This window comes from Dactylosporangium sp. CA-152071, from assembly GCF_050936335.1.
GTDB classification, from domain to species: Bacteria; Actinomycetota; Actinomycetes; order Mycobacteriales; family Micromonosporaceae; genus Dactylosporangium; species Dactylosporangium maewongense.
Genome location: NZ_JBNJMZ010000001.1, coordinates 4882012 through 4897517, shown reverse-complemented (window position 1 = coordinate 4897517; position 15506 = coordinate 4882012). Strand labels below are relative to the sequence as shown.

Here is a 15506-nt window from a genome sequence, read left to right as displayed (position 1 = left end):
CGCGCGGTCAGCCCTGGAGCCGGGCCAGCTCCTCCTCGACGATCGACTCGTCCAGCTTCTTGAACACCGGCGTCGGCGCCGACAGCGGCGTGCCCGCGACGATCGCCTCCGGCACCCACGTCGCGCCGTCCGTGTAGTCGCCCGTGAGGATGGGGTACGTGAGGCCGTTGTCCAGGTCCTCCACGTCGACGATCCGCGGCATGGGCGCGTGCACGCCGGTGCCGCCGAGCAGCTCGTGGATCTGCTGGGCGGCGTGCGGCAGGAACGGCGTGAGCAGCGTGTTGCAGTCGCGCACCGCCTGCAGGGCGACGTGCAGGACGGTGCCCATCCGGGCCTTGTCCTCCTTGAGCTTCCACGGCGACTGGTCGGAGAAGTACTTGTTGACCTCGCCGACGATCCGCATCGCCTCGGTGATCCCGGCCTTCTGCCGGTGCTTGGCCAGCAGGTCGCCGACGCTGCCGAACCCGGCGCGGACCGCCTCCAGCAGCGCGGTGTCCTCGGCCGTCAGCTCACCGGCGGCCGGGATCTCCCCGAAGTTCTTCGCGGCCATCGAGATCGAGCGGTTGACCAGGTTGCCCCAGCCGGCGACCAGCTCGTCGTTGTTGCGCCGGCGGAACTCCGACCAGGTGAAGTCCGTGTCCGTCGCCTCCGGGCCGGCGACCGCGATGAAGTAGCGCAGGGCGTCGGCGTCGTACCGCTGCAGGAAGTCGCGGACGTAGATGACGACCCGGCGGGAGGAGGAGAACTTCTTGCCCTCCATCGTCAGGTACTCCGACGACACGACCTCGGTCGGCAGGTTGAGCGCGCCGAGCGAGCCCGGCTTCGGCGCCGAGTAGCCCAGCAGGATCGACGGCCAGATCACCGAGTGGAAGACGATGTTGTCCTTGCCCATGAAGTAGAACGCCTCGGCGTCCGGGTCCTGCCACCACTTCCGCCACGCCTCGGGGTCGCCGCTGCGGCGGGCCCACTCGACCGAGGCCGACAGGTAGCCGATGACCGCGTCGAACCAGACGTAGATGCGCTTGTCGTCGCGGTCGCGCCAGCCGTCGAGCGGGATCGGCACGCCCCACTCCAGGTCCCGGGTGATCGCGCGCGGCTGCAGGTCGGCGATGAGGTTGCGGGAGAACTTCAGCACGTTGGGCCGCCAGCCTTCGCGCGTGTCGAGCCAGGCGTTGAGCTGGTCCGCGAACGCGGGCAGGTCCAGGAAGAAGTGCTCGGTCTCCACGAACTCCGGCGTCTCGCCGTTGATCTTCGACCGCGGGTTGATCAGCTGGTCGGGGTCGAGCTGGTTGCCGCAGTTGTCGCACTGGTCACCGCGGGCGCTGTCGTAGCCGCAGATCGGGCACGTGCCCTCGATGTAGCGGTCGGGCAGCGTCCGGCCCGTCGACGGCGACCGCGCGCCGAGCGTCGTCTTGGCGATGATGTACCCGTTGTCGTGCAGGCCCTCGAAGAGCTCCTGCACCACCTGGTAGTGGTTGCCGGTCGTGGTGCGGGTGAACAGGTCGTAGGTCAGGCCGAGCCCGTGCAGGTCCTCGACGATCACGCGGTTGTACCGGTCGACGAGCTCGCGCGGGGTCACCCCCTCCGCGTCGGCCTGGACCTGGATCGGGGTGCCGTGCTCGTCGGTGCCGGAGACCATCAGCACGTCGTGGCCGGCCATCCGCATGTAGCGGCTGAACACGTCGGAAGGCACTCCGAAGCCGGACACGTGACCGATGTGGCGCGGCCCGTTGGCATAAGGCCAGGCGACCGCGGCGAGAACACGACTCATGACCTGAAAGCGTAGTGACCCGTCCTGACCTTCGGCGAACGGATAGTTTCTCCCGACACGCTAGGGGACGTCCGAAATCTCCGGTATGACCCGTTGTCCAATGAAAACGTGAGCGAAGAAGCGTGGTGGCGGGGCCAGGCCGCCGGAATCCCACCGAAACCAGCCGACGGCTTCCCGCTGTGGCCGACCACGTCGACCACCACGGTGCGGGCGCCGGTCCACGACGAGCCGGGCACGGACCTGGTGCCGGCGGCCGCGGGCCTCGCTCCCGATCTCGTCGACCCCGCGGCGCACGACGCGGGGGCGACCGCCGTCATCGAGCACCTCCAGCAGGCCACCGCCCAGCTGGAGGAGACGGCGACGCAGCTGTCCTCACTGTCCGGCGGCGAGCAGCCGTCCGGCGGGCAGCTGTCCGGCACGGGCGAGGCGTGGCCGCCGCCCGCGATGCGGGTCATGCGCCGGCCACGCGACGCCGCCCGCACCTCCCCGCCGCCGGTCCGCCTGCCGCGCAAGCCCAAGCGCCTGCGCAGCCCCGCCGCCGGCCTGCCCGCGATGCTGCTGATCGCGCTGCTGGCCGGCTTCTTCGCCTGGACCAGCGCCGAGCCGTTCTTCCTCGACATGGGCCAGGGCGAGGCCGGCCACGCCCAGGTCACCCGCTGCCGTGGCGACGGCGTCCTGCGCCGCTGCTACGTGACGTTCCAGCCCGACAAGGGTGCCGCGGTCGCCGGTGTACCCCTGGTCGGCGCCGACGAGGATCCCGGCGCGGTCCTCGACGCCCGGATGCGCGAGGGCGGGCGGATCGCGTACGCCGGCAACCCCACGGGGCTGCGCGTCCGCTGGACCGTCGGCCTGGCGCTGATCCTGCTGTGCGGCGCCGCCCTGTGCTGGGCCACCGGCGCCGGTCGCCTGGGCCGCCTCCGCACCCGCCTCGCCGCCTACGCCCTCACCGCCGCCGCTCCGCTGGTCCTGGCCCTCGGCGTCCTCGTGAGCTCCTACTGACCCCGCCGCTGCCGCCTCGTGATCCGGAAGACTTCGTGTCGCTCTGGCAGCACGAACTCTTCCGGATCGCGGCGGCGGGCGCACTCGTACACGGGGCGTCGCATGATCCGGAAGACCTTGTGCGGTCGTGGCTCCGGATCGCGGCGGAAGTTTCACGCGTGAGCGGCGGCGTAGACCTCGCGGCGGGGGAGGCCGAAGCGGGTCGCCACCTCGGTGATCGCGTCCTTCTTGGACGTGCCGGCGGCGACCAGCGCGGCGACCGAGGCGGACAGCGCGGCGTCGGAGGGGCGTTCCTGCGGCACCGCCGGCGCCCCGCCGACCACCAGGGTGATCTCGCCGCGCGCCGATTCCGCGTCCTCGGCCAGCTCGCCGAGGGTGCCGCGGCGGATCTCCTCGTACGTCTTGGTGAGCTCGCGGCACAGCGCCGCCGGGCGGTCGGCGCCGAAGGCCGCGGCCAGGTCGCGCATGGTGTCGCCGACGCGGTGCGGGGACTCGAAGAAGACCAGGGTGCGCGGCTCGGCGGCCAGGGACGCGAAGTACGTGCGCCGCTCGCCCTGCTTGCGCGGCGGGAACCCCTCGAAGCAGAACCTGTCGCAGGGCAGCCCCGACACCGCCAGGGCCGTCGTGACGGCGCTCGGGCCCGGGGCGGCGCTCACCGGTACACCCAACGCCACCGCGGCCCGGACGAGCCTGAACCCGGGGTCGGAGACGCTGGGCATGCCGCCGTCGGTCACCACGGCGACGGTCGCCCCGGTGGCGAGCAGGTCCGCGAGCTCGGGCGTGCGGCGCTCCTCGTTGCCCTCGAAGTAGGAGACGAGCCGGCCGCCGATCGTCACGCCGAGGTGCTGGGCGAGGCGGCCCAGCCTGCGGGTGTCCTCGGCGGCGACGACGTCGGCGGAGGCCAGGACCGAGCGCAGCCGGGGCGAGGCGTCCTCGGGATTACCCAAAGGAGCTCCGAGCAGAATCAATGGCACATGTGCGATGGTGGCATCCCACCGCCTACGATCGCGCAATGACCTCGGTGCTCACCGACGCAAGCGAGACGCCGCCGCCGGCGGCGGAGCCGTCCTGGGATGGAACCGCCCACCCGGTCGCCGACGCGGTGCGTCGCCGGCTCGCCCGTCCCGGACCCGCCACCCCGGCCTTCTGGCTGGCGGCGATCCTGGTCACCGCGATCGGGCTGCTCCTCCGGATGGTGAACCTGTCCCATCCGAGGGAGCCGATCTTCGACGAGGTCTACTACGCCAACGAGGCGTGGGACCTGCTCCAGCACGGCGTCGAGTGGAACCCCGAGGACAACACCCCGCAGTACGTGGTCCACCCGCCGCTCGGCAAGTGGATGATCGGGCTCGGCGAGCAGATCTTCGGGTACAACTCCTTCGGCTGGCGCATCGCCGCCGTCACGGTCGGCGTCGTGTCGATCCTGCTGATCGTCCTCGCCGCCCGGAAGCTCTTCCGCTCCACGATCCTCGCCGCCACCGCCGGCCTGCTGATGTCCCTGGACGGCATGCACTTCGTCCTCTCGCGGGCCGCGCTGCTGGACATCTTCCTCATGTTCTGGATCGTGGTCGCCTTCTACTTCCTGGTCCTGGACCGCGAGCAGCGGCGCGCCAAGTGGCTGGCGGCGCTGGAGCGCGGCGTCGACCCGAGCCGCCCCGGCCCGGCCAACCGGCCCCGCCTCGGCGTCCCCTGGTACCGGCTGGCCAGCGCCGTCTCGCTGGGCCTCGCGTGCGGCGTCAAGTGGAGCGCGCTGTGGTACGTGCTGCTCTTCGTCGCGCTGACCCTGATCTTCGACATCAGCGCCCGCCGCGCGGCCGGGTCGCGGCACAGCGTCCGGGACGGCATCCTCGACGACGGCCGCTGGATGGTCGTCATGGTGGGTCTCGCGCTGGTGACGTACCTCGCGACCTGGACCGGCTGGTTCCTGTCCGACGACGGCTACTTCCGGCACTGGTACGCGCAGGCGAACGGCCGTCCGAGCGACCGGCCGATCGTCGACCCGCTGCTCAACCTGTGGCACTACCACCACGAGGCGTACAAGTTCCACACCGGGCTGAGCTCGAAGCACCAGTACCAGTCGTGGCCGTGGATGTGGCTGCTGCTCGGCCGCCCCGTGGCGTTCTACTGGAACACCGACGGCCCGTGCGACGCGAGCAGCTGCGCGTCGGAGATCCTGCTGCTCGGCACGCCCGTGCTGTGGTGGTCGTTCCTGCCGGCGCTGCTGGCGCTCGGCTGGCTGGCGATCGCCCGCCGCGACGGCCGGGCCTGGCTGATCATGGTCTGCGCCCTGGCCGGCATCGTGCCGTGGTTCCAGTCGATGCCCGAGCACCGCACGATGTTCTACTTCTACGCGCTGCCCGCCGAGCCCTTCCTGGTCCTCGCCGTGGTGTACGTCCTGGGTGCCATCATCGGACCCCCGCGGCACGTCAAGCCCGCCAGCGACCACCGGCTGATCGGTTCGATCGTCGCAGGTGCATATGTTCTGCTCGTAGCGGCATGTTTCGCCTATTTCTACCCGATCTACAGTGGAATGGACATTACGTACACCGAATGGTTCTCCCGGATGTGGCTCGGCTCTCGCTGGGTGTAACTCCGACGGGAGCCTGGGTATCACCTGACTCGACAGACTGCCTTATATTATTTGCCGCACGGCAAGCAAAGGCTTCGGTCGCGGATGGTGAAGGGTCACATGTCCGGCGTTGGCTCCATCGAGAAGGCTTTGCGCACCGCCCCACCGGATCGGTTGGTGGAGGTGCTCGACGCCCACCTGAGCGCGTCACACGGGACGAAGAGCAGCACCGTGTGGCTCGCCGACTACCGCTCGACCTCGCTGTCCCCCAGCGGCGTCGAGCCTGACGGCACTGACGACCTGCTGGCGTCGGCCACCAGAGCGTTCGCCAGCCAGACGGTCGTCGTGGACGCCCGTGAGGGGCAGTCGCTGGCCCGGCTGCACCTGCCGATCACGGCGTGGGGCGAGCGCGTCGGCGTGCTCAGCGTGGTGCTGGACGCCGACCGGGCGCAGCAGGCGCGGGAGGGGCTGCGCGAGCTGGCCGGCACCTTCGCCGTGGCGTTGCAGGCGGTGTACCGGCGAACCGACCGCTACCACATGGACCGCCGCCGCAACGGCAGGCTGACGATGGCCGCCGAGATGCAGTGGGACCTCCTGCCCGCCCGGGGCTACGACCAGCCCGGTGTGAAGCTCGCCGGGCAGCTGGAGCCCGCGTACGCCGTCGGCGGCGACCACTTCGACTGGTCCATCAACGGCGACTGGCTCACCGTCACCGCCCTCAACGGGATGGGCACCGGCCTGGACGCCGCGCTGCTCACCACGCTCGCCGTCAACGCGATGCGCAACGCCCGGCGGTCCATACCCACCGGCCTCAGCGCCCCCGGCGACCTCGCCGACCAGGCCGTCCTCGCCGCCGACGCGATCTATTCGCAGTACGGCGGCACCCGCCACGTGGCGACCCTCCTGCTGTCGCTCAACCTCGCCACCGGCGACCTGCGCATCATCGACGCCGGCTCGCCCCGCATGCTCCTGGTCCGCGGCGGCCAGGTCCGCGACATGGTCCTCGACCCGCAGCTGCCGCTCGGCATGTTCGGCGACACCAGATACGTCGAGGAGCAGGAGCGTCTCCAGCCCGGTGACCGCGTCTTCATCGTGAGTGACGGGGTGCACTCGGCTACCCGGCCGAACGAGGCCGCGTACGGTGAGCGGGAGTTGAGCCGTGCCATACGATCGACCCGGTTGCAACCACCGGCCGAGGCGATCAGCAGCGTCATGCGGAGCCTGCGCGACTATCATGCAGGCGCCGAGCTCGCCGACGACGCGCTGATCGTCTGCCTCGACTGGTCGCCCTGAGCCGACCCGTGATCCCCGCGAACCCCGGAGGACGACGTGCGGACCCGACCCTCACCGCACCCGGCTGGCAGTGACGACGCGGCCTCGATGGCCGCTGCCCTGGTCGACGCCGCGGGCCAGGCACTGGTGCTCGCCACCAGCGCCGCCAACGACAACTCCGGCGTGTCCGCCGCCCAGCTCCGCGTCCTGGGCGTCGTCGACCAGGCCGGCTCGATCAACCTGACCCAGCTGGCGATCGCGCTGCACACCGCCCCGTCGTCGGCCAGCCGCCTCTGCGACCGCCTCGAGGCCGCCGACCTGCTGCGCCGCACCAACGACGACCGCGACCGGCGCGAGGTCTGGCTTGTGCTCACCCCGACCGCCCGCCGCCTGCTCGACGGCCTGGGCCGCCAGCGCCAGGAGACGATCGCCGCCGTCCTGCGCCGCATGTCCCCGGACGACCGGGCCGCCCTGGTCCAGGGCCTCCAGTCCTTCTCCCACGCCGCCGGCACCCCCGTCGCCGACTCCTCCAAGGCCCAGGCCAGCTAGGTGCTGTCACTCCCACCCACCGCTGCCGCGGCGGGGATGCTGTACCTCCACCCCACCGCCGCCGCGGCAGCGGTGGGGGAATTACAGCGTCACAGGTCGAACCAGTGGTCTTCCTCGCGGGCGTCGGTGACCTCGGCGCCGGGGGCCCAGGCCTCGTAGAGGCCGCGCTCCACGCAGTGGGCGCCCAGGCGGGCCACCGCGTCGCCGTCGGGGCGGCTCAGGCGCAGGCGCAGCCAGTCGCCCTCCTCGCGGATGACGGTGCAGGGCGCGTCGCGCCAGGTGGCGGAGGGGACGCGGCGGGCCAGGGCGTCCAGCGGGTAGCGGGCGGCGCGGGTCTTCGCCGCGACCCGGAACTCGCCCGGCGGGTCGACGATCGCCTCGTAGACGTTGTCCCGGTAGCGGCCGACGTACCGGCTCAGGGGAGTGGTGGTCGGGAAGTACTCCTGGTCGGCGGCGATCGTGTCGGGCAGGAGGTGGCGCCACTGCGGGCCGTGCATTCGGCTCCACGCGCGCTGCTCCGGTAAGTACGTGTAGAGCGTCACCTCGGTGCCGTCGCTGGTGTAGGCGACCAGGGACGTGTTCGCCGGGACGGGGAGCTCGGCCAGGTCGCGGGTCACGAACTCGGGCACGATGTGCCGGCCGCTCGGGCTGAAGCCGGTGCCGATGACGGGGGAGCCGAGGCGGTCGTGCGGTGGCATCGAGACCAGGCCGCCGTACGAGTCGGCGAAGGGCACGTCGTAGTCCCACGGGTCCACGGCCCGCCAGCGGATCGCGAAGACGACGTCTTCGGGGGAGGAGGACGAGCTGAGGATCGCCAGGTCCTGCGGGGTGCGCAGGTGGGCGACGTCGAAGGCGCGGTAGCAGAAGCCGCTGATCGGCCAGCCGCGCAGGTGGCCGCCGAGCTGCCGGCCCGTCAGGAACTTGATCATGCGGGTGCCGCGGCGGACCGCGGCCGTGCGGCGGATCGGGGCGATCCACTCGGCGGCGGACGGGGTCTGCGTGAGCTTGTGCAGGCCGGTCCAGTCCAGCGTGCGGGTGACGGGCATCAGGAGCGGCTCGTCCTCGTACACGGACAGGCCGCCGGCGACGACCTCCGTGACGTGCACGAAGCGGCGGAACGGCCAGCGGGCGCCCGGCCGCGGGTTGGGCAGGAAGCCGGGAGCGGGCTGCGTCGCGTACACCTCGAACGCCGCGCCCTGCGCGATCTCCTCGGCGGGGTAGGTGGTCCCGTCGAGCGTCACGCTGTGGGTCGCGGACCCTGCCGTATGCCCGATGACTGTCACCTTCGCGACGCTAAGACCGCCTGGTGAACGAATCGTGAACGCGGAACCGGAGGTGGCATGCTTAACGCCGATGAGTGCGAGAAAACACAGTCGGCAGGGTGAGTTTCCCCCAGCGCCGGAGCCGTTGCCGGTCGCAGTGCTGGACAGTCACACCCACATCGACATCACCCTTGAGGGTGACGGACAAAACGGCCCCACGACGGTCGCGGAGGCGCTGGACCGGGCGAAAGCCGCCGGGGTCGACCGCCTCGTGCAGGTCGGCGTCGACGTGGAGTCGTCGCGGTGGGGTGTACAGGTGGCCGAGGAGCACCCGGACGTGGTGGCGACCGTCGCGCTGCACCCGAACGACGCGCCGCGGCAGGCCGACCTGGACGGCGCGCTGCGGGAGATCGAGCGGCTCGCCGCCCACCCGCGGGTCCGCGGGATCGGCGAGACCGGGCTGGACTACTTCCGCACCGGCGACGACGGCCGCAAGGCCCAGCACGAGAGCTTCCGGGCGCACATCAGCATCGCCAAGCGGTACGGCAAGACCCTCGTCATCCACGACCGCGACGCGCACGACGACATCCTGCGGGTCCTCGACGAGGAGGGTTCGCCCGACCAGGTCGTCCTGCACTGCTACTCCGGCGACGAGGCGTTCGCGCGGGAGTGCCTCGACCGGGGGTACCTGCTGAGCTTCGCCGGCACGCTCACCTTCGGCAACGCGAAGGACCTGCGCGCCGCGGCCGCGATCACGCCGCTGGACGGGCTGCTGGTGGAGACCGACGCGCCGTTCCTGACCCCGGTGCCGTTCCGCGGCCGGCCCAACGCCAGCTACCTGATCCCGCTGACCGTCCGGGCCCTGGCCGAGGTGGCCGGGCACGACCTGGACACGCTGTGCGCCGCGATCTCGGCAAACGGCACCCGAGCGTTCGGCGAATGGCGATGACGCTGCTCGGCCCGGCGGAGATCCGGGAGCTGGCCGCGGAGCTGGGCGTGCGGCCCACCAAGCAGCTCGGGCAGAACTTCGTCCACGACCCCAACACCGTCCGGCGGATCGTGCGCGCCGCCGAGCTGAGCGCCGACGACGTCGCGCTGGAGGTCGGTCCGGGCCTGGGCTCGCTGACCCTGGGCCTGCTGGAGGTGGCGGACAAGGTCTGCGCGGTGGAGATCGACCCGGTGCTCGCGAAGGCGCTTCCGGCCACCGTACAGCGGTTCGCTCCCGAGCAGGCCGGGCGGCTGCACGTGATCGAGGGCGACGCGCTGCGGGTCGACGTCGACCAGAAGCCGACCGCGCTGGTGGCGAACCTGCCGTACAACGTCGCCGTGCCCGTCGTGCTGCACCTGCTGGCCACGCTGCCGTCGCTGCGCAAGGGCCTGGTCATGGTGCAGAAGGAGGTCGCCGACCGGCTCGTCGCGGGTCCGGGCAGCCGCGTCTACGGCGTCCCGAGCGTGAAGCTCGCCTGGTACGCGACGGCGAAGCAGGCCGGCAAGGTGCCGCCGAGCGTCTTCTGGCCGGTGCCCAACGTCGACTCGGGTCTCGTCGCGTTCACCCGGCGGGAAACACCGCTCGAGGAGACCGGCGACGCGGAGGCCGGCAGGAAGGCGACCTTCGCGGTCGTGGACGCCGCCTTCGCACAGCGCCGCAAGACGCTGCGGGCCGCCCTGGCGGGCTGGGCCGGCGGGCCGGACGCCGCCGAGCGGATCCTGCGGGCCGCCGGCGTCGACCCCGGCGCGCGGGGAGAGCAGCTCACGGTGCATGACTTCACCCGTATCGCGAGCCAGCGGCAGGCGCAGCCGTCGCACGGGTAGGGTGCACCACGTGACCGAGCCGCTCTTCTCCGAAGACGACGACGAGGAGTTCGACCGGCCGCGCCTGGCCGCGCACGGACCGGTCCGGGTCCGCGTGCCCGCGAAGATCAACCTCCACCTGCACGTCGGTGCCGCGCGTCCGGACGGGTTCCACGAGCTGACCACCGTCTATCACGCGATCGGGCTGTACGACGAGATCACCGCCCGCCGCGGCGACACGCTGACGCTCACCATGGAGGGCGAGGGCACCGGGCAGCTGTCGCTCGGCGAGGACAACCTCGTCATCCGGGCGGCGCGGGCCCTGGCCGCCGAGACGGGCCACGACGCGCACGCCAGGCTGCACCTGAAGAAGCAGATCCCGATCGCCGCGGGCCTGGCCGGCGGCAGCGCCGACGCGGCCGCCGCGCTGGTCGCCTGCGACCAGCTGTGGGGGACCGGGCTGTCCCGCGACGACCTGGCCGGCATCGCCGCGACGCTGGGCTCCGACATCCCGTTCCTGGTCCTGGGCGGCACCGCGCTGGGCACCGGCCGCGGCGAGCTGGTCAGCCCGATCCTGACCGGCGGGCACGCGTGGCACTGGGTGCTCGCCGTCGCCGAGGAGGGCCTGTCGACCCCCACGGTCTACAAGACGTTCGACGAGCTGGGCGCGCAGAGCGAGGCGGGGACGCCCGACGGGTTGCTCGCCGCGCTGCGGCAGAAGGACCCCGACGTGCTCGCCGAGCACCTCGCCAACGACCTGCAGGCCGCCGCGCTGCACCTGCGGCCCGAGCTGCGGGGGGTCCTGGACGCGGGGCTCGACGCCGGCGCCCTGGCCGGGCTCGTGTCCGGCTCCGGCCCGACCGTGGTCTTCCTGGCCGAGGACGCCCGGCACGCCGCGCTGCTCGCGGCCGACCTGGAGGCCACCAACTGCTGCCGCGCGGTGCGCACCGCCGTCGGTCCCGTGCCCGGAGCGAGAGTGCTGTAGATGGCCAACATCATCAACCTGGACAAGGTCGGCAAGACGTACCCGGCGGGGCGGATCTTCGACGAGGTGTCCCTCGGCGTCGACGACGCCGACCGCATCGGTGTCGTCGGGCTCAACGGGGCCGGCAAGACGACCCTGCTGCGGATGCTGACCAAGGCGGAGGAGCCCGACGAGGGCCGCGTCACACACCGGCGCGACCTGCGGGTGTCGGCGCTGCCGCAGAACCTCGACCTGCCGCCGACCGCCACGGTCCGCGACGTCATCATCGGCACCGCCTGGCTGCCCGCCGCGTTCGCCGCGGAGCACGAGTGGGCCGGCGACGCCGGCGTCCGCACCGTCCTCAACGGGCTCGGCATGCCGCACCTCGGCCTGGACGCGCCCGTCGGGCCGATGTCCGGCGGCGAGCGGCGCCGCATCGCGATCGCCGCGCTGCTGGTGCGCCCCGCCGACCTGCTGATCCTCGACGAGCCCACCAACCATCTGGACGTCGCCGGCATCGCCTGGCTGGCGCGGCACCTGCTGCAGCGCCGCGGCGCGCTCATGGTCGTCACCCACGACCGGTGGTTCCTCGACGCGGTCTGCACGACCACGTGGGAGGTCGCCGACGCGACGGTTCGCGCCTACGAGGGCGGCTACGCGGCCTGGACCCTGGCCCGGGCGGAGCGGCTGCGGGTCGCCGCCGAGGCCGAGTCCCGCCGGCAGAACCTGCTCCGCAAGGAGATCGCCTGGCTGCGGCGCGGCCCGCCGGCCCGCACCAGCAAGCCGAAGTTCCGCATCGACGCGGCCAACGCGCTCATCGCCGACGTGCCGCCCGCCCGCGACACGGTGTCGCTGCAGCGGCTCGCCGTCACGCGGCTGGGCAAGCAGGTCTACGAGCTGTCCAAGGTGGACCTGCGGGCCGGCGAGCGGACCCTGCTGTCCGAGGTGGACTGGCTGGTGGGGCCGGGCGACCGGATCGCGGTCCTCGGCGCCAACGGGGCCGGCAAGACGACCCTGTTGCGGGTGCTGGCAGGTGTACGGGACCCCGACGGCGGGCGGCTCCTGCGGGGCAGCACGGTGCGGGCCGCGTTCCTGTCGCAGGAGCTCAAGGAGCTGCCGTCGGGCCTGCGGCTGCTGGAAGCGGTCGAGGAGGTCGCGAAGCGGGTCAAGCTCGGCGACCGGGAGCTGACCGCGGCGCAGCTCGCGGAGGTCTTCGGCTTCAGCGGCGCCCGGGTCTGGACGCCGGTCGCGGACCTGTCCGGCGGTGAGCGGCGGCGCCTGCAGCTGCTGCGCCTGCTCGCCACGGAGCCCAACGTGCTGCTGCTCGACGAGCCCACCAACGACCTCGACATCGACACCCTGGCGGCGCTGGAGGACCTCCTGGACTCGTGGCCGGGCACGATCGTGGTCGCCAGCCACGACCGGTACCTGGTCGAGCGGGTCGCCGACGTCGTCTACGGCATGTTCGGCGACGGGAACCTCGTCCACCTGCCCGGCGGCGTCGACGAGTACCTGGAGCGCATCGCCGGGGCCGAGGAGGGGTTCGGCACCGGCACCGGCACTGCCTCCGCGGCGTCGGCCGGCCGGGAGAAGGCCGCTGACCTGCGGGCGTCGGACAAGGACGCCCGGGCCGCGAAGAAGGAGCTGTCGAAGCTGGAGCGCAGCATGGACCGGCTGACGCAGAAGGAGGCGGCGCTGCACGCCCAGCTGGCGGAGCACGCCACCGACTACACCAGGATCACCGCTCTGGACGCCGAGCTGCGCGCGGTACAGGAGGAGAAAGCGCTCATCGAGGAGCAATGGCTCGCCCTCGCCGAGATCGCGGGATGACCCGGCCCTAAGATACGGTCATGGCCGCTCACTTTCCGATCAACCACCACCTCCGGCCCCTGTACCGGCTGCTCTGCGTCGTCGCCGGTCTCTACATGCTGGTCTTCGGCGTGGTCGGATTCGTCCAGACGTCGGGTAACCAGTTCACCGGCATGGACGGGGCAGAGTGGGTCCTGGGGCTGCGCACCAACCCCGCCTTCTCGCTGCTGTCGCTGGCCGCGGGGGTCGTCGTCCTCGGCGCGAACCTCGTCGGGCGCAACCTGGCGCACTACGTCAACCAGCTCGCCGGCATCGTGCTGACCGTGGTCGGCATGGCGTCGCTCGCGCTGATGCAGACCGAGGCCAACATCTTCGCGTTCTCGATGGTCAACGTGATCGTCACGTTCATCCTCGGGGGCATCACCGGCACCGCCAGCCTCTACGACCGGGTCGGCAGCGCCTCGGCGGCCGACGCCGAGGAGCACCTGCGGCACAGCCCCCGCACCGCCTGAGCCACTGACAGCGAAGCGGCGCCCCGGACCCGTCCGGCGCGCCGCTTCCGCGTCATCTGCCCTGGCCGGTGACGAGCGTGGGCTTGCCCTCCATATTGGACAGCCCGTTCCAGGCCAGGTTGACCAGGTGCGCCGCGACGACCTCCTTGCGCGGCTTGCGCACCTCCAGCCACCAGCGGCCGGTGAGCGCGACCATCCCGACGAGCGCCTGCGAGTACAGCTCGGCGAGCTTCGGGTCGAAGCCGCGGCGCTTGAACTCCGAGCCGAGGATGTGCTCGGCCTGGTGCGCCACGTCGTTGAGGACGCTCATGAAGTTGCCGGTCGGCGACATCACCGGCGACTCGCGGACCAGGACCCGGAAGCCGTCGGTCTCGTGCTCGATGTAGTCGAGCAGGGCGAGGGCCGCCTGCTCGAGCAGCTCGTGCGGGTGGCCGCCGGTCAGCGCGTTGGTGAGCCGGTCCAGCAGGTTGCGGACCTCGCGGTCCACGACCACCGCGTAGAGGCCCTCCTTGCCGCCGAAGTGCTCGTAGACGACGGGTTTGGAAACCTTCGCGCGTGACGCCACCTCCTCGATGGAGGTGGCGTCGAACCCCCGCTCCGCGAACAGCGCCCGCCCGATGGCGATCAGCTGCTCGCGGCGCTGGGCGGCGGACATCCGCACCCGTGACTTCGGCAGGGCCGGCGGCGGTGGCGGGCTCTTGCGCTGGACGTGCGGGATTTCCTCCGGAAGGTCGGTCACCCGCTCATCGTGCCAGCCGTTTGGCGTCCAGCCTGTCCCGCTTCGGCCACCGCACGTCCGTGGCCCAGCCGAACTTCTCGAAGAGCCAGATGAGCCGGGCGTTGATGTCGATCTGGCCCTTGTCGACCCCGTGCCGGGCGCAGGTCGGGTCGGCGTGGTGCAGGTTGTGCCAGCTCTCGCCGAAGGACAGGATCGCCAGGGGCCAGAAGTTGCTGGCCTTGTCGCCCTCGCGGGTCTCGAACGGGCGCTCGCCGTAGACGTGGCAGATCGAGTTGATCGACCAGGTGACGTGGTGCAGCAGGCCGATCCGCACGATGCCGGCCCAGAAGAACGCCGACAGCGCACCCTGCCACGACCAGGTGACGAGGCCGGCGATGATCGCGGGCAGCGTCGCGGACAGCGCGACGATCACCGGGAAGAGCTTGTCGATGCGGCGGATGTCCTTGTCGGCCAGCAGGTCGGGGGCGAAGCGCTCCCGGTTGGACAGCTCGCGGTGGAACAGCCAGCCCACGTGGGCGTAGAAGAGGCCCTTGAGCAGGCCGCCGAACGACTCCCCGAAGCGCCACGGCGAGTGCGGGTCGCCCTCCCGGTCGGAGAACGCGTGGTGGCGGCGGTGGTCGGCGACCCACTGCGTCGGGCTGCCCTCGATCGCGGTGCTGCCGGCGATGGTCAGTGCGATGCGCAGCCCACGGTTGGCCTTGAAGGCGCCGTGGGTGAGGTACCGGTGGAAGCCCGAGCCGATGCCGAGCCCGCCGATCACGTAGAAGACGGTGCCGAGCGCGACGTCGAGCCAGGTGAGTCCCCATCCCCAGGCGACGGGGACGGCCGCCAGCAGGGCGGCGAACGGCAGGACGACGAATCCCCAGAGGGCGATCAGGATACCGGCGCTCTGGCGCCCCTCGGTCAGGGCTTTTGGCCCGCGCTCAGGGGTCTGACCAGGGACGGGATCGAGCAGTACAGCGGACATGCTACCTCTCAGGGATCGACGCTACGCCTACGTCACCGTAACTTACGGAAGCGTAGGTTCGCCAGATTGGCTCTGTGTCAAGCCGATTACCCGCGGTTTTATGTGATCTTCGTCCGCAAACATCGGCTGACCCGCCGAGAGGGTGAGGGGAACCGGCCTCGATACGAGCCGGATCGACGCGACCGGTAGGCTGCACAGGCAGATCTTTGGGGTGTGGGGTAACGGCAGCCCGCAGGCCTTTGGAGCCTCGCAGTCCAGGTTCGAATCCTGGCACCCCAGCCACCTGACTACGATGAGGCGCA

14 protein-coding genes and 1 tRNA gene are annotated in these 15506 nt (G+C 71.7%); 10 read left to right on the top strand and 5 right to left on the bottom strand.

The window, feature by feature from the left end; all coding sequences use genetic code 11:
- Nucleotides 1-7: 7 nt before the first annotated feature.
- On the bottom strand, nt 8-1771 hold the full coding sequence (metG, locus tag ACQEVZ_RS21925) for a methionine--tRNA ligase (protein WP_433369359.1): 1764 nt from the start codon (nt 1769-1771) through the stop codon (nt 8-10).
- Nucleotides 1772-1879: 108 nt separating this feature from the next.
- Here metG and ACQEVZ_RS21920 point away from each other — a divergent pair, with 108 nt between their 5' ends.
- Nucleotides 1880-2770: a hypothetical protein gene (locus ACQEVZ_RS21920; RefSeq protein ID WP_433369356.1), complete on the top strand. Its 891-nt coding sequence runs from the start codon at nt 1880-1882 to the stop codon at nt 2768-2770.
- Between the two features lie 152 nt (nt 2771-2922).
- On the opposite strand, the gene rsmI is transcribed toward ACQEVZ_RS21920, so the two are convergent.
- Complete coding sequence (gene rsmI, locus ACQEVZ_RS21915) at nt 2923-3783, bottom strand: 16S rRNA (cytidine(1402)-2'-O)-methyltransferase (RefSeq protein WP_433369353.1); 861 nt, start codon at nt 3781-3783, stop codon at nt 2923-2925.
- Between rsmI and ACQEVZ_RS21910 the strand changes: the two genes are divergently transcribed.
- The 3 genes from ACQEVZ_RS21910 (at nt 3783) to ACQEVZ_RS21900 (ending at nt 7160) form a co-directional block, all read left to right on the top strand.
- Complete coding sequence (locus tag ACQEVZ_RS21910; RefSeq protein WP_433369350.1) at nt 3783-5360, top strand: dolichyl-phosphate-mannose--protein mannosyltransferase; 1578 nt, start codon at nt 3783-3785, stop codon at nt 5358-5360. The genes rsmI and ACQEVZ_RS21910 overlap by 1 nt on opposite strands.
- 99 nt (nt 5361-5459) lie before the next feature.
- Nucleotides 5460-6632 carry a PP2C family protein-serine/threonine phosphatase gene (locus tag ACQEVZ_RS21905; RefSeq protein ID WP_433369347.1) on the top strand — a complete coding sequence of 391 codons (1173 nt, stop codon included), beginning with the start codon at nt 5460-5462 and terminating at the stop codon, nt 6630-6632.
- Nucleotides 6633-6719: 87 nt separating this feature from the next.
- A complete protein-coding gene (locus ACQEVZ_RS21900) occupies nt 6720-7160 on the top strand; it encodes a MarR family transcriptional regulator (protein ID WP_344503876.1) in 441 nt (146 codons plus the stop codon).
- 89 nt (nt 7161-7249) lie between these two features.
- Here ACQEVZ_RS21900 and ACQEVZ_RS21895 read toward each other — a convergent pair whose 3' ends face one another.
- Nucleotides 7250-8443 (bottom strand): hypothetical protein, encoded by a 1194-nt coding sequence (locus ACQEVZ_RS21895; RefSeq protein WP_344503874.1) that lies wholly within the window; start codon nt 8441-8443, stop codon nt 7250-7252.
- A gap of 70 nt (nt 8444-8513) precedes the next feature.
- On the opposite strand from ACQEVZ_RS21895, the gene ACQEVZ_RS21890 reads away from it, so the two are divergent.
- The 5 genes from ACQEVZ_RS21890 to ACQEVZ_RS21870 are packed head-to-tail and all read left to right on the top strand — an operon-like array spanning nt 8514 to nt 13498.
- Complete coding sequence (locus ACQEVZ_RS21890) at nt 8514-9371, top strand: TatD family hydrolase (RefSeq protein WP_433369343.1); 858 nt, start codon at nt 8514-8516, stop codon at nt 9369-9371.
- The gene (rsmA, locus tag ACQEVZ_RS21885; protein WP_425552266.1) at nt 9362-10234 is read left to right on the top strand and encodes a 16S rRNA (adenine(1518)-N(6)/adenine(1519)-N(6))-dimethyltransferase RsmA; all 873 of its coding nucleotides are present in this window, start codon (nt 9362-9364) and stop codon (nt 10232-10234) included. Before ACQEVZ_RS21890 ends, rsmA begins: the two co-directional genes overlap by 10 nt.
- 10 nt (nt 10235-10244) lie before the next feature.
- A complete protein-coding gene (locus ACQEVZ_RS21880; RefSeq protein WP_425552265.1) occupies nt 10245-11198 on the top strand; it encodes a 4-(cytidine 5'-diphospho)-2-C-methyl-D-erythritol kinase in 954 nt (317 codons plus the stop codon).
- Nucleotides 11199-13007, top strand: coding sequence for an ABC-F family ATP-binding cassette domain-containing protein (locus tag ACQEVZ_RS21875; RefSeq protein WP_433369339.1), 1809 nt, complete (start codon nt 11199-11201; stop codon nt 13005-13007).
- A gap of 20 nt (nt 13008-13027) precedes the next feature.
- On the top strand, nt 13028-13498 hold the full coding sequence (locus tag ACQEVZ_RS21870; RefSeq protein ID WP_344503870.1) for a DUF4383 domain-containing protein: 471 nt from the start codon (nt 13028-13030) through the stop codon (nt 13496-13498).
- Nucleotides 13499-13550: 52 nt separating this feature from the next.
- Here ACQEVZ_RS21870 and ACQEVZ_RS21865 read toward each other — a convergent pair whose 3' ends face one another.
- Nucleotides 13551-14153, bottom strand: coding sequence for a TetR/AcrR family transcriptional regulator (locus ACQEVZ_RS21865; RefSeq protein ID WP_344504024.1), 603 nt, complete (start codon nt 14151-14153; stop codon nt 13551-13553).
- Between the two features lie 88 nt (nt 14154-14241).
- Nucleotides 14242-15204 (bottom strand): acyl-CoA desaturase, encoded by a 963-nt coding sequence (locus tag ACQEVZ_RS21860; RefSeq protein WP_344503869.1) that lies wholly within the window; start codon nt 15202-15204, stop codon nt 14242-14244.
- Between the two features lie 207 nt (nt 15205-15411).
- On the opposite strand from ACQEVZ_RS21860, the gene ACQEVZ_RS21855 reads away from it, so the two are divergent.
- Nucleotides 15412-15486: transfer RNA gene (locus ACQEVZ_RS21855), tRNA-Gln, on the top strand.
- Nucleotides 15487-15506: the final 20 nt, after the last annotated feature.

Bases quoted from the DNA above. Each gene is read 5' to 3' on its own strand.
- metG (WP_433369359.1), bottom strand. From the start codon at position 1,771: ATGAGTCGTGTTCTCGCCGCGGTCGCCTGGCCTTATGCCAACGGGCCG.
- ACQEVZ_RS21910 (WP_433369350.1), top strand. From the start codon at position 3,783: ATGACCTCGGTGCTCACCGACGCAAGCGAGACGCCGCCGCCGGCGGCG.
- ACQEVZ_RS21905 (WP_433369347.1), top strand. From the start codon at position 5,460: ATGTCCGGCGTTGGCTCCATCGAGAAGGCTTTGCGCACCGCCCCACCG.
- ACQEVZ_RS21900 (WP_344503876.1), top strand. From the start codon at position 6,720: ATGGCCGCTGCCCTGGTCGACGCCGCGGGCCAGGCACTGGTGCTCGCC.
- ACQEVZ_RS21890 (WP_433369343.1), top strand. From the start codon at position 8,514: ATGAGTGCGAGAAAACACAGTCGGCAGGGTGAGTTTCCCCCAGCGCCG.
- rsmA (WP_425552266.1), top strand. From the start codon at position 9,362: ATGGCGATGACGCTGCTCGGCCCGGCGGAGATCCGGGAGCTGGCCGCG.
- ACQEVZ_RS21875 (WP_433369339.1), top strand. From the start codon at position 11,199: ATGGCCAACATCATCAACCTGGACAAGGTCGGCAAGACGTACCCGGCG.
- ACQEVZ_RS21870 (WP_344503870.1), top strand. From the start codon at position 13,028: ATGGCCGCTCACTTTCCGATCAACCACCACCTCCGGCCCCTGTACCGG.
- ACQEVZ_RS21865 (WP_344504024.1), bottom strand. From the start codon at position 14,153: ATGTCCGCCGCCCAGCGCCGCGAGCAGCTGATCGCCATCGGGCGGGCG.
- ACQEVZ_RS21860 (WP_344503869.1), bottom strand. From the start codon at position 15,204: ATGTCCGCTGTACTGCTCGATCCCGTCCCTGGTCAGACCCCTGAGCGC.